This window comes from Sphingomonas sp. GW821-FHT03E12 (assembly GCF_059420685.1).
The window spans coordinates 623452-636665 of the sequence record NZ_JBWKUF010000004.1 but is presented as its reverse complement, the minus strand read 5'-3'; the positions used below and the strand labels follow the sequence as shown (position 1 = coordinate 636665).

General features: G+C 63.6%; 10 protein-coding genes. 3 read left to right on the top strand and 7 right to left on the bottom strand.

Annotation, left to right across the window (positions count from 1 at the left end):
* Positions 1-3 precede the first annotated feature (3 nt).
* Positions 4-1410 (top strand): deoxyguanosinetriphosphate triphosphohydrolase family protein, encoded by a 1407-nt coding sequence (locus tag AC07TU_RS16275; protein WP_495188956.1) that lies wholly within the window; start codon positions 4-6, stop codon positions 1408-1410.
* 67 nt (positions 1411-1477) lie between these two features.
* A complete protein-coding gene (locus tag AC07TU_RS16270) occupies positions 1478-2176 on the top strand; it encodes a hypothetical protein (RefSeq protein WP_495188955.1) in 699 nt (232 codons plus the stop codon).
* A 3-nt stretch (positions 2177-2179) separates the two neighbouring features.
* On the opposite strand, the gene uvrA is transcribed toward AC07TU_RS16270, so the two are convergent.
* Positions 2180-5146, bottom strand: coding sequence for an excinuclease ABC subunit UvrA (gene uvrA, locus AC07TU_RS16265; RefSeq protein ID WP_495188954.1), 2967 nt, complete (start codon positions 5144-5146; stop codon positions 2180-2182).
* 273 nt (positions 5147-5419) lie between these two features.
* Here uvrA and AC07TU_RS16260 point away from each other — a divergent pair, with 273 nt between their 5' ends.
* Positions 5420-7039: a DNA methyltransferase gene (locus AC07TU_RS16260; protein ID WP_495188953.1), complete on the top strand. Its 1620-nt coding sequence runs from the start codon at positions 5420-5422 to the stop codon at positions 7037-7039.
* A gap of 6 nt (positions 7040-7045) precedes the next feature.
* Here the strand turns inward: AC07TU_RS16260 and AC07TU_RS16255 are convergent, their stop codons facing one another.
* From AC07TU_RS16255 to AC07TU_RS16230, 6 genes are all read right to left on the bottom strand, one after another.
* Complete coding sequence (locus AC07TU_RS16255) at positions 7046-8227, bottom strand: serine hydrolase domain-containing protein (RefSeq protein WP_495188952.1); 1182 nt, start codon at positions 8225-8227, stop codon at positions 7046-7048.
* An 8-nt stretch (positions 8228-8235) separates the two neighbouring features.
* The gene (locus AC07TU_RS16250; RefSeq protein WP_495188951.1) at positions 8236-10641 is read right to left on the bottom strand and encodes a penicillin acylase family protein; all 2406 of its coding nucleotides are present in this window, start codon (positions 10639-10641) and stop codon (positions 8236-8238) included.
* Between the two features lie 109 nt (positions 10642-10750).
* Entirely contained in the window at positions 10751-11146 is a 396-nt protein-coding gene (locus AC07TU_RS16245; protein ID WP_495188950.1) for a potassium channel family protein, read from the bottom strand.
* A gap of 4 nt (positions 11147-11150) precedes the next feature.
* Positions 11151-12296, bottom strand: a complete 1146-nt coding sequence (locus AC07TU_RS16240; protein ID WP_495188949.1) for a glutathionylspermidine synthase family protein — start codon at positions 12294-12296, stop codon at positions 11151-11153.
* 4 nt (positions 12297-12300) lie between these two features.
* On the bottom strand, positions 12301-12720 hold the full coding sequence (locus tag AC07TU_RS16235) for a hypothetical protein (protein WP_495188948.1): 420 nt from the start codon (positions 12718-12720) through the stop codon (positions 12301-12303).
* A gap of 22 nt (positions 12721-12742) precedes the next feature.
* A complete protein-coding gene (locus AC07TU_RS16230) occupies positions 12743-13150 on the bottom strand; it encodes a DUF350 domain-containing protein (protein ID WP_495188947.1) in 408 nt (135 codons plus the stop codon).
* Positions 13151-13214: the final 64 nt, after the last annotated feature.

Here is a 13214-nt window from a genome sequence, read left to right as displayed (position 1 = left end):
AAAATGGTGAGCATTTGGTCGACAACACGGCGCTCAGCCAAGAGTTCGCGAGCGTCGAACGATCATCGGGTTCCTTTCGAGCACGATTATGATCGACTCCTATTCTCGCCTCCGGTTCGTCGGCTAGCAGACAAAACGCAAGTCTTCCCTCTAGATCGAAACGACGCCGTGAGGACGAGGCTCACTCATTCTCACGAGGTGGCAAACCTCGCAAAATCGATGGGAACCCGCCTTCTCTCAGAAGGCATCGAATTTGCTGGCATGCCAGAGGCGCGCTCTGTGCAGTCAATCCTAGCCACTATCGGCCTAGCTCACGACCTCGGAAACCCACCATTCGGTCACCAAGGCGAGGCGGCTATCGGCCACTGGTTCAAGAATCAGGAGGGAATATTTGACCCGTCCTCAGCTCCAGATGGTCTGAGCGTTCCTGATCGACTTCGTCCAGAATTTCTTGAGTTCGAGGGCAACGCGCAAACTTTCCGCATCCTGACGCGATTGCAAGTTGCTATCGGCGGCTTCGGGCTAGATCTGACAGCTGGAACCTTAGCCGCGCTACTCAAGTATCCAACTCCCTGTGACAAGAGGGACAAATCTAGAGCGAGTACAAAGAAGTACGGATTCTTCGAATCTGAGATTGATACCGTACGCTGGGTACGGGCAGAAACCGGTCTCGAAGAAGGGGAGCGGCACCCTCTCACATGGATCATGGAAGCCGCAGATGACATCGCATATTCTGTTTTGGACATCGAAGACGCGATCCGAAAGGGCATCATCTCACCAGACGACGTATGCGCCCTTATAAATCACGACCTAAACGGAGACTATTCCGCAACTAAAGACTTCCTCCGAGATAAATTTAGAGAAACTCGAGAAGGAGGATTTTCTATCTCTGCCACACGAGAGATAATGAGCTCGTATCTTCGCACTGCATTCATTCAAAAACTAATCGATGAGACTATTGAAGATTTCAAATCAGACAACAAATCCATCGAACAGAAAAATAGATCCCATCCACTAATGCATAACTCCGCCTTGCTATTTAGCCTAAAGCGGATTGCGCAAGAATACGTCTTTGTAGTCCAGGACGTCAGGAAGATCGAAGCCGATGGCTTTAAAATTATCGGCAAATTGATGGATTTTTACTGGCACGCCATAATTCAGCGAAAAAGTGCAGAAGACTTACTTTCACGCCGCACCGATGCAAAGGCTGCATACGGCATATCCAAAATGAGCGACAATTACCTACAATGCGCTGCCAAGGGTAAGTGGGAATCTCACGATGGTTCAACTCTGCCTATGCGCTATCGAGAACTAAGACTGCTTACGGATATGGTCGCCGGGATGACCGACGGCTTTGCCAAGTCAGAATACGAATACCTTTTGGAAAACGACTTCATAAGCCATGGTTAATATTGCTCCCTCCCTATCCGCTGTTTTGGATCGGACGAATCGCTTCTTTTCACCAGACGCCCTCCGCATGCACGAGCTCCGAGAGGACATTTTAAAAGCCCTATTCGAAGTTGGAGACGTTTACGTCGTAGGAGGCGTTGTACGGGATCTGGCATTTTACGGAGCCAATGAACGGCCAATATCCGATATTGACTTCGTTGTGACAGGAAGAGTTAGGCAACTTGACCTGCTCGCATCGCGATTGGGAGCCAATAAAAACCGGTTTGGTGGCTACGGCCTTAAACGGGGAGGCTATAATGTCGATTTCTGGTCGCTTCACAACACGTGGGCGAAAGTGCACCACCATGCACGAGTCAACAGCCCCAAAGATCTAGTGAAAACGACCTTTTTTGATTGGGACGCAATTGTGTACGGTGTAAGCACCCGGGAAATATACGCCATCCCGGGATACATCGATAGATTGAATAGAAGGGTTCTAGATATAAACCTAGAAGACACCCCAAGCATTCATGGAAATCTTGTAAGAGCTCTACGGCGCCTAGTAATGTGGGACGCCAAGCCCGGGCGTAAGCTAAATATATTTCTCTCTCACTATTTAGACAAAGCAGATTGGAATGCCGTTGTCTTGGCGGAGAAAAATTCCTTTCATATATGCTATCTTCATCAATTCCATACAGGACTTGAGTTTAGGCGAAAAGTATTAGCCCGTAGTAACGATTATGTGGCGGGCGTAGATAGCCGCCGGCAAAGGTCGTTCGATTTCTAACCCTCACTCCGCCGCCACGCTCTCCCCAACCCTGCCCCGCTCCAGCAATGGCGCAAGATACTTGCCGGTATAGCTGCGCGGCGCCTTCACGACCGTCTCCGGCGTACCCTCCGCCACAATCTCGCCGCCCTTGACGCCGCCTTCGGGACCGAGGTCGAGGATCCAGTCGGCGGTCTTGATGACATCCAGATTGTGCTCGATCACCACGACCGTATTGCCCTGCTCGACCAGCGCGTGGAGGACTTCGAGGAGCTTGCGCACGTCCTCGAAATGGAGGCCGGTGGTGGGCTCGTCGAGGATGTAGAGGGTCTGGCCGGTGGCGCGGCGGGCGAGTTCCTTGGCGAGCTTGACGCGCTGGGCCTCACCGCCCGACAGGGTCGTCGCCTGCTGGCCGACCTTGACATAGCCCAGGCCGACCTCCGCCAGCATCGCCATCTTGTCGCGGATCGGGGGGACGGCCTTGAAGAATTCGACCGCGTCCTCGACCGTCATGTCGAGCACGTCGGCGATGCTCATCCCCTTGAACTTCACCTCCAGCGTTTCGCGGTTGTAGCGCTGGCCGTGGCAGACGTCGCAGGTGACGTAGACGTCGGGGAGGAAGTGCATCTCGATCTTGAGCAGGCCGTCGCCGGTGCACGCCTCGCACCGGCCGCCCTTGACGTTGAAGCTGAAGCGGCCGGGCTTGTAGCCGCGCGCCTGCGCCTCCGGCAGCCCCGCGAACCAGTCGCGGATGTTGGTGAAGGCGCCGGTATAGGTCGCCGGGTTGGAGCGCGGGGTGCGGCCGATCGGCGACTGATCGATGTCGATCACCTTGTCGAGATGCTCGAGCCCGGTGACCTTGTCATGCTTGCCCGCGAGCAGGCGCGCGCCGTTGAGCTGGCGCGCGGCGGCGGCGTAGAGCGTGTCGATGGTGAAGCTCGACTTGCCCGAGCCGGACACGCCGGTGATGCAGGTGAAGGTGCCGAGCGGGATGCTCGCGGTGACGCCGGTCAGGTTGTTGGCCGTGGCGTTGTGGACGGTGAGCTTCTTGCCGGTGCCCTTGCGGCGCTTCGTCGGCACGGGGATCGCGCGGGTGCCGTTGAGATAATCGGCGGTGATGCTGCCCTCGGTCGCGAGCACCTGTTCGAAGCTGCCATGCGCGACGATCTGGCCGCCATGGACGCCCGCGCCGGGGCCCATGTCGATGACATAGTCGGCAGTGCGGATCGCGTCCTCGTCATGCTCGACGACGAGCACGGTGTTGCCGAGATCGCGCAGGCGGCGGAGCGTGGCGAGCAGCATGTCGTTGTCGCGCTGGTGGAGGCCGATCGAGGGCTCGTCGAGGACGTAGAGCACGCCCGAGAGGCCCGAGCCGATCTGCGACGCGAGGCGGATGCGCTGGCTCTCGCCGCCCGAGAGCGTGCCGCTGGTGCGGTTGAGGTTGAGATAGTCGAGGCCGACATTGTTGAGGAAGCCGAGCCGCTCGTCGATCTCCTTGAGGATGGCCTTGGCGATTTCCTGCTGCTGGGGGGTGAGGTCCCGTGGCAGATTAGCGAAGAAGGGCAGCGCGTCGGTGACCGACAGGCGGGTGACGCTGGAGATGTCGCGGCCGGCGATCTTGACCGCCAGCGCCTCGGGCTTGAGGCGGGCGCCTTCACAGGTCTCGCAGGCGTGGCTGGCCTGGTATTTGGCGAGCTCCTCGCGCATCCACGCGCTCTCGGTCTGGAGCATGCGGCGGTTGAGGTTGCCGATGACGCCCTCGAACGGCTTCTTCACGTCGTAGGACTTCTTGCCGTCGACGAAGGTGAGCGTGACGGGCTTGCCGCCGGTGCCGTGGAGGATGATCAGCTGGACCTCGCCCGGAAGGTCCTTCCACGGCGTGTCGAGGCTGAAGCCGAACTCGCGCGCGAGGCTGCCGAGGACCTGCATGTAATAGGGCGACGGCGGGTTGGACTTGGCCCAGGGGACGACCGCGCCCTTCTTGATCGTGAGATCGTGGTTGGGGACGACGAGGTCCTCGTCGAACACCAGCCGCTCGCCGAGACCGTCGCACGCCGGGCAGGCGCCCTGCGGCGCGTTGAACGAGAAGAGGCGCGGCTCGATCTCGGCGATGGTGAAGCCGCTGACCGGGCAGGCGAACTTTTCGGAGAAGACGATGCGGTTGTCGGGGATGCCGGTGCCCTTCATCGCGCCGCCGGTGACGTTCGTTTCCGCGACGAACTTCTGCGGAGCTTCCTGGACGCGGTTGCCGGCGAGTTCGTCGACGGTGGTGTCGACCAGGTCGATATAGGCGAGGCCGTCGGCGAGCTTGAGCGCAGTCTCGAAGCTCTCGGCGAGGCGGGTGGCGATGTCGTCGCGGACGACGAGGCGGTCGACCACCACCTCGATGTCGTGCTTGTACTTCTTGTCGAGCGCCGGGGCGTCCTCGATCAGATAGGTCTCGCCGTCGATGCGGACGCGCTGGAAGCCCGCCTTCTGCCACTCGAGCAGTTCCTTGCGGTACTCGCCCTTGCGGCCGCGCACGACCGGGGCGAGCAGCAGCATGCGGGTGCCCTCGGGCAGCGCGAGGACGCGGTCGACCATCTGGCTGACCGTCTGCGCGGCGATCGGCAGGCCCGTCGCGGGCGAATACGGGATGCCGACGCGCGCCCACAGCAGGCGCATATAATCGTAGATCTCGGTGACGGTCGCGACCGTGGAGCGCGGGTTGCGGCTGGTGGTCTTCTGCTCGATCGAGATGGCGGGGCTGAGGCCTTCAATGTGCTCGACATTGGGCTTCTGCATCATCTCAAGGAACTGGCGCGCATAGGCGCTGAGCGATTCCACGTAGCGGCGCTGACCCTCGGCATAGATGGTGTCGAAGGCGAGCGAGGATTTGCCGCTGCCCGACAGGCCGGTGATGACCGTGAGCGTATCGCGCGGGATGTCGATATCCACGCCTTTGAGATTGTGCTCGCGCGCGCCGCGGACGGAAATGTGAGTCAGTGACATGCCGGGAGTTCTAGCTTTGTTCTGGAGGGGAAGCTAGAGGGGAGATAGGGTGGGTACGCCCGCGATGCGAGGGCTGCGAATAAGCACGGCAAGATTCTTCGTCTTACCCGTTTCGGATGCATATCGAGTTGCGCCGCGGCGTGAGAGCGCCCGAGCATGAGACCGTCATAGTGGAGGCGCCAAATGGCTCCATTCCGGTCCATGTTCCCGTACCGTTCCCGATTTGATCGGCTAAATGTCGACACCGCCAACAACGGCGGGAGGCAGCGTGACGTGAGTCATCTCTATTTCGGCGATAATCTGGACGTGCTGCGGCGCTACGTCGCGGACGAAAGCGTCGATCTGATCTACCTTGATCCGCCGTTCAATTCGAACGCCAACTACAATCTGCTGTTCCAGGCGCCGGATGGGCACGCGGCGACCAGCCAGATCGAGGCATTCGAAGACACGTGGCGCTATGGTCCGGAGGCTGCCCAGGCGCTTCATGAGGTCATGGAATCCGGGCGGACGGATGTCGCCAACCTGCTGCGCGCGATGCAGGCGCTCCTGGGCGAGAACGACATGATGGCGTATCTCGCGATGATGGCGGTTCGGCTGATCGAGCTGCATCGGGCCCTCAAGCCGACGGGCAGCCTCTATCTGCATTGCGACCCGACGGCGAGCCACTACCTCAAGCTGCTGCTGGACGGAGTGTTCGGGACGGGCCAGTACCGCAACGAAATCATCTGGCGGCGCACCACCAGTCACAATTCGGCGCGCCGCTATGGCAAGATCGCCGACACGATCCTGTTCTACACGAAATCAGACCAGTATGTCTGGAACGACATCCGTATCGGATACAGCGAGGCCCAGCTGGGCCGCTATCAGGAGGATCGCGACGGACGCCTGTTCCGTGCCGAGAATCTGACGGCGGACCGTCGCAATTCGGCGTCGGGCAAGTTCGAGTGGCGCGGCACGATGCCGCCCGCCACCCGCGGCTGGGCCTATTCGATCGAACAGCTCGAACAATGGTGGGCCGAGGGGCGTATCCTGACCCGGCGCGACGGAACGCCGCGCATGGACGGCCTGAAGGTTTATCTGGAAGGGCTTGAGGGACAGAAGCTTCAGTCAGTGTGGACCGACATCCCGCGCATCGGCAACACCGCCGCCGAGCGGCTGGGCTATCCGACGCAGAAGCCAATCGCGTTGCTGGAGCGGATCATTGCGGCATCGTCCAATCCGGGCGATGTGGTGCTCGATCCGTTCTGCGGTTGCGGCACGGCGGTCCATGCCGCGGAGAAGCTGGAGCGTCGCTGGATCGGCATCGATGTGACCTATCTGGCCATCGGACTGATCGAGCGGCGGCTGAAGGAGGCCTTTCCAGGCGTCAAACTGCAGGTATTCGGGGAACCGCAGGACCTGAACGATGCCGAGCATCTGGCCGCCACGTCGCCCTATCAGTTCCAATATTGGGTGACCCAGAAGATCGGCGGACAGCCCTATCGCGGCGGGCGCAAGGGGCCGGACCGCGGCGTGGACGGCTATATCTACTACACACGCAACGAACCGGCGTCCGGACGGTCAGCGACCGCGGCCTCGATCGTCTCGGTCAAGGCCGGCCGCCATATCGGCGTATCGATGGTGCGCGACCTGAAAGGTGTGCTGGCGCGCGAGAAATCGGACCTCGGCATCTTCGTCTGCGTCGCCCAGCCCAGCCGGGAGATGGCGCGGGAGGCAGCAGCGGCGGGCGTGTGGACCGACCCGGTGACTGGAGCCGACTATCCGCGTGTGCAACTGTTCACGCTGACGGACCTGTTCCAGGGACGGCAGCCGAGCGTACCACTGCTCGATCGGCAGGCAGGTTACAGGCGGGCAAGGGCCGAAGACAGCAGCAAGCAAGGAACGTTGCTGTAGACGCCCCTACCCCGCCGCCCGGCACAATGCGTCCGTCCCCAGCGCCACGCGCGATTCCGCGGTTTCGCGATTGCCGGGGTCGTTCCGCACCCCGCGCGTTTCGGTGTTGAAGGCGATCAGGGTCGCGATCCCCTTGTCGGGGCATAGGCTGAGATAGGCGCGGAAGCCGTTCTGGTCGCCATTATGGCCGATGACGCGGACACCCTCGACCCGGTCGATGAAGAAGCTGAGGCCGACCTGGGTGGTCGCGGCCATGCGGCCCTGCGAGAAGTCTTCACCGGCGGAGAGCTGGGGCTGCCACATCTCTTCAAGCGAGGCGCGCTTGAGGATCAGGTCGTAGTCTGCCGTTCGTGCCGGATCGCCGAGCAGGAAGGCCGCGTATTTCGCCATGTCGGGCATCGGGGCGTTGAGGCCGCCATTGGAGACGGTGACGCCGGTATCGGCATCGAACGGCGCAGCGCTGCGCTTGCCGTCGCGGATATAGTAGCTGTGCGAGCGGTGGCGCAGCAGATACGGCGGGGTGCGGTCGAAATAGCTGGCGTGCATGCCGAGCGGCTTGAGGATGTTCTTGTCGATATAGACTTCGTAATCCTCGCCCGAGAGGCGCTCGATCACCTGCCCCAGATAGACGATGCCGGGGTTGGAATAGCTGTAGCGGCTGCCGGGTTTGAACTGGACCTCGGTATAGGGGAGCATCGCTTCGAGCTGTTTCCAGCCGGGCGGTTCGAACGGCTGCCACTCCTTGTCGCGCCACGGCCAGGTGCCGTTGCGGAAGCCGGCGCTGTGGCTGAGCAGCTGGCGGATGGTGATCGCACCGGTGTCGCCGAACGGGTTGTGGACCTTGGCCAGCTCGGGGACGTACTTCACGATCGGGTCGTCGAGCCCGAGCAGGCCGCGGTCGCGCAGCTGCAGAATCGCGATACCGGTCATCGTCTTGGTGACCGAGGCCCAGTGGTAGATGGTGTTCGCATCGACCGGGACATGGGCGTCGGCATCCTGCTCGCCGAGATGATCGGCGGCGAGCGTGCGGCCATTGAGGATCAGATAGAAGCTGCTGCCCGCGATATTCGCGCGCTGGACCTCCGCCCGGTAGAGCTTGCGGAAGTCCGACAAGGCCTTGTCCAGCGGAGCGTCCTGCGCCGCGGCGGGCGCGGCGAGGACGAGGCAGGCGGCGATGTGGCGGAGCATGGTCCCCCTCAGGACGGTTTGAGCGTGGTGCGCGAGGCCGCCGCCTTATCCACCGCGGCGCGGCTGTAGAGCAAGGGAAGCGTGTCGCCCGCGATCCACGAGCCGTACTGGTCGCGATAATGCGGCGAGCGCGGGTCGATCGACTGACCGGGGATGATCAGGATCTGCGAATTGTCCCAAGCGCCGACGTCGATCACCTGCTGATAGCTCGATCCGCCGCCGACGTTCCAGCCGGGCCCCGAGCCGAGCCAGCGCGCCATGACGGTGAAGCCGTCGCCGCCCGACCCCTGCCCTTCGATCGCCGGGAACGCCCTGGCGATGGCCGGGATGGCGGAGAGCGGGTGGCGCAGCTTGACCTGATGCAGCGTGCCCCAGCGCCACGCGGCAGGATCGGCGCCGAGCAGTTGCTGTGCCGAGGCCCAGCCGGTGGCGAGCGCGGCATCGAGGATCGCGTCACGCGTCCCCTGAGGGTCGGCGCCGAGGCGCGCGTCGGGCTTCGCCAGCAGGCCGAGCAGGATCGAGGGCGAGATCTCGGTGACGAGATTCTTCGCGCGCTCGGGCACGATCGCGGCGAGCATGCGCTTGGAGAGGTCGCGCCAGACGATCTCGAACAGCGCGGCGGGGGCACTGTTTGCGTCGAGACGGGCGTTCCAGCCGCGGAGCAGGTCGACGGCGGGCTTCACCGCGGCCGAAGGGTTGGCGGGCAGCTGGGCGAGGAATTGCTGCGCTGGCTTGGACAGCGTGTCGTGCTGGAGCGCGACGCTGTCGGCGATGCTGTGCTTGGGCTGCGAGGCAAGCACCTCGGCGCAGCGATCGTAGCGATAGGGCTCGCGGAACGAGAAGGCCGGGATGCGGTCGCGCGGCCAGTCGGCGGGCAGGTTGTTCTGGTTCGCCGAGGCGAACCAGCCCTTTTTGGGGTTATACTCGCTGGGCAGCGCGCTGAAGTTCCGCAAGCCCGTCCAGTCATGGCTGCCGTCGCCCGGTACCGGCAGCAGGCCGTCGCCTGCCTTGCGCTGCGGCACGAAGCCGATCACCTGCCAGCCGGTATTTCCCTGCACATCGGCATAGTGGAAGTTGGTCGGCGACGGGTGCAGCGCGAACGCCTTGCGCAGGCTGGTCCAGTCCTTCGCAAGGTTGATCGCGATCATCGCGAAGCAATCGGCCGAGCCGGGCTGCATCGCGACGGTGGTGAGGACGCTGGCGCGGCGGCGGGCGGGATCGTGGGCGATCACCGGGCCCTGCACGGCATAGCGGTGGGTGACCGTCTCGGCCGGGCCGTCCTTGACCGGGATGGTCTCGGTGACGATCTCGAAGCGCTTCCAGCCGCCGTTATGGCGATATTGCTCGGGATCCTCGGGGTTGAGTTCGAGAATGAACAGGTCGCTCTGGTCGATATGGAAATTGGTGCGGCCGAAGGCGAAACGGTCGGTATGGCCCTGCATGATGCCGGGCTGGCCGGGCGAGCCGCCGCCGATCACGTCGAGGCCGGGCGCCGTCAGATGCGCGACATGGCGCGGGCTGAACCCGCCGATGCCGAGATGCGGATCGTTGGCGAGGATCGGGCGGCCGGTGGTGGTGCGCGAGGGCGCGACGGTCCAGGCGTTGCTGCCGGCATTGTTGCGCTCGGCCGAGACGGCATGGTCGAGCGAGGAGACGCGCGCGGCGGGTGCCGCGGGATCGGCGGCAGGCGGCGGTCCGCCAAAGGGCAGCCGGCCGATGCGCAGCACGCCGAGATCGGCATCGGTGACGGCGGCGGCATCGAGCCCCTTGGGGACAGACATGGTCCAGGCCGGGCGCAGCGGCGCGACGACGGCGTCGAGATCGAGCAAGCCGAGCGCGGCGAGCTGGGCGCGGCGGACGCTGTCGTCGGTATTGCCTTCCGACGCCTCGCGCTGGCGCACCAGATCCTCGAAATCCCATTTGAGCGGGGCGATGCCAAGGATGCCATATTCGAGCGGGAGCTGGCTCGGGTCCGTGGTCACCTCGTCGATGCGCGCGTTGATCCCGGCAACATAGGCGCGGGCGCAGGCGAGGACGTCGGCGGGGACATGCGCCAGTTCGGCATCGAGGTCGCCGCGATAGCGAAACAGGCGCGCGACGCCGTCATGCTTTGCGAATTTAGGGCCGAACGCCTCGGCGAGCCGGCCGAGATCGCGGCGATAGGACAGGTCGATCTGGAACAGCCGATCGCGCGCGACGACATAGCCCTGGCCGAAATAGGCGTCGGGGATGGTGGCGGCGCGGACGTGCGGGATGCCGAACCTGTCGTCGACGATGTCGATGGGCGCGGACGGCCCCGCGAGGCTCCGGGTGCCGCCGGTCAGCACCGGGGCGAGCCGAAGCGGTGCACCGGCGGCGGGAAGCGCTGCCAGCACGGCGGTCGAGCCCAACAGAAAGCAACGTCGGCTGAGCATCGGCAAGTTCCCCCAAGTGTCGGCATGAGGGCGAAAACTGGCGCTGCGCCGGAGGGGTGTCCATGGCTCAAGCGTTGGAGGCCAATAGACCAGAGTTATAGGTGACGCATCATTCGCGCGGCGCGTCGGGACGAGGCTGCGCGGCGGCCTGCGCCGCCAGCAGCGCCTCGATCCGGTCGAGCCGGGCGAGGATAAGTTCCTGCTCCTCATGGGTGAAGGCGTCGCGATTCTCGTTGAGGCGGTCGATCAGCCGGACGACGATCATCGGCGCGACGCCGAAGATCGAGAGGTGCATCAGCGCGAGCGCGAGGATGCGGCCGCCCCCGGTCTTGGGCGAGATGTCGCCATAGCCGGTCGAGGTCGCGGTGGTGCCCGCCCAATAGAGGCTGTCGAGGAACGGCGCGCTTTCGAGGTACATGAACAGCGTCGCCGCGGCGAGGATCAGCACCAGATACGCGGCCGCCAGCTCGCGCAGCGTGTCGGTCGCGGCCTTGAGGTTGCGCATTCCCCTACCCCCTGATGACATGCGGAACGAAGCGGGCGCGGTTGCCGGTGATCAGCCCGTCCTCGCGGATCCCCATCCCGGCCGCGGCGCCGTCCACCACCCAGCAGCCCAGCACCGGATAGCCCGCACCGAAATCGCGCATCGGATAGAGCTCCTGATACATGGTGAGCCCGTCGCGATACTCGCCCTGCGAGCGCGCGAGGGTCTCGCCGTGGCGGACCACCTCGATATTCGCGCCTTCGCGCGCCAGGAACGGCTTGGCGACATAGCTGTCCCCGATCCGCTCGCGCACCACCGAGGCGGCGAGCAGGTTCGGGTGGCCGGGGAACATCGCCCATAGCACCTGCAGGATCGCCTTGTTGCTCCACAGCATCTTCCACACCGGCTCGATCCAGACGGTGGTCGGCAGGTGGCGAATGACGTCCTGCGCATAGCTCTCGCGGACGATCCATTCCCAGGGATAGAGCTTGAAGATCGCGGTGATCAGCTGATCGTCGCGGTCGACGATCCGGCCCTTCGCATCGACGCCGATATCGTCGATCAGCACCGCATGCGTCTCGAGCCCCGCCTGCGAGGCAAGGTCGCGCATATAGGTGGTGGTGATCGTATCCTCATGCGCCGCGTCAGCGACATGGGTGAACCAGATGCGCTGGTCGGGCAGGCGCGAGCGGATCGCGGCCCAGCGGCCGATCAGCTTCTCGTGCAGGCTGTTATACTGGTCGAGATCGGGGAAGCAGGCTTCCTTCCAGTCCCATTGCACCACCGCCGCTTCGAGCATCGAGGTCGGCGTGTCGCAGTTGAACTCGAACAGCTTGGGATCACCGTCGCCATGATAGCCGAAGTCGAACCGGCCATAGTTGAGCGCGGGCGGCTCGTCCTTCCACGCGGCGCGGATCGCCTTGTGGCAATAGTCGGGGATACCGAACTGCTCGAGCACGTCCGAATGGCCGACGATCCAGTCGCCGGCCTCGAGAAAGAGCTGATAGACCGCCTCGCTCGCTTCCTCGAACCGCTCGATCTCGTCCAGCGTGAAGGAATAATAGGCACTTTCGTCCCAATAGGGGCCGTCGGCATCGCTGTGCCAGATCAGCCCCTGTTCCTCGACGGCGCCCTGCCAGTTGTCGCGCGGGGCAATCGTATGTCGCTGCATCCGGTCAGGACCGCCCGCCGCCGAAGCTCCGCCCGCTCGACCCGAGCCCGCCGCGCGATACCGCCGCCGACCGGGTCATGCGCGTGCTGGCGGGTGCCGGCGCATAGTTGGCGCCGGGACGCGGCTGATAGGAGCCGTAACCCGCGTAACGCGGATCGCGGATCGAATCGCCATAATAGGGAACCGCCGAGCTGCGCCCGAGATAATACCAGAGGAAGGCGTTCGAACCGCCGCCGCCACCGCCCGAATAGTAATTACGCTGGCCGCAGCGATCGTCATCGACGCGCTTGCCCTCCTGATCGACGCAGATCGCGGTGTCGCCCGAGGCATAGACATCCTCGTTCCAGTCGTCCCCGCCCGAACAGCCCGGCAGCGCCAGCAGCGTCGCGGCCATCGCGGTCGTCACGGTGAGTTGCTTCTTCATATCCTCTCTCCTCGCCGGCCGTTCAGGGGACCATGCACGCTGCCTGGAGGATACCGATGCCGAGCCCCATGCCGCCGACGAAGATGCCCGAGGAGACGCAGTCCTCGGCAATCTTGTCGGAGATCGATTTGAACAGGAGGCGCGAGATGACGAAGAAGACCGCGAGCTGGACGATCGCGGCGACCGCACCCCAGAGCAGCATGTCCGGGATGCTGACCGAATTGCCGATCACCACCGCCACGGGGATCGCGAAACCGAGGAAGGTGCCGGTGAGCTGGGTCGCCGCGGCGCTGTTCCCTTCACGGATCAGCTTGAATTCGCGGTGCGGCGTGACCGTCACATAGATCAGCAGAAACGCGACGGCGAGCACCACCGCGGCGGCGAAATAGGCCAGGAAATGCGGTACCGTAGCGATGAAATACTGGAACATGTTCCCCCTCCCCGTCGCGCGGCAACGGCCGCGGCGGCGCATGTCTATCAAGCCATTTGCGGCC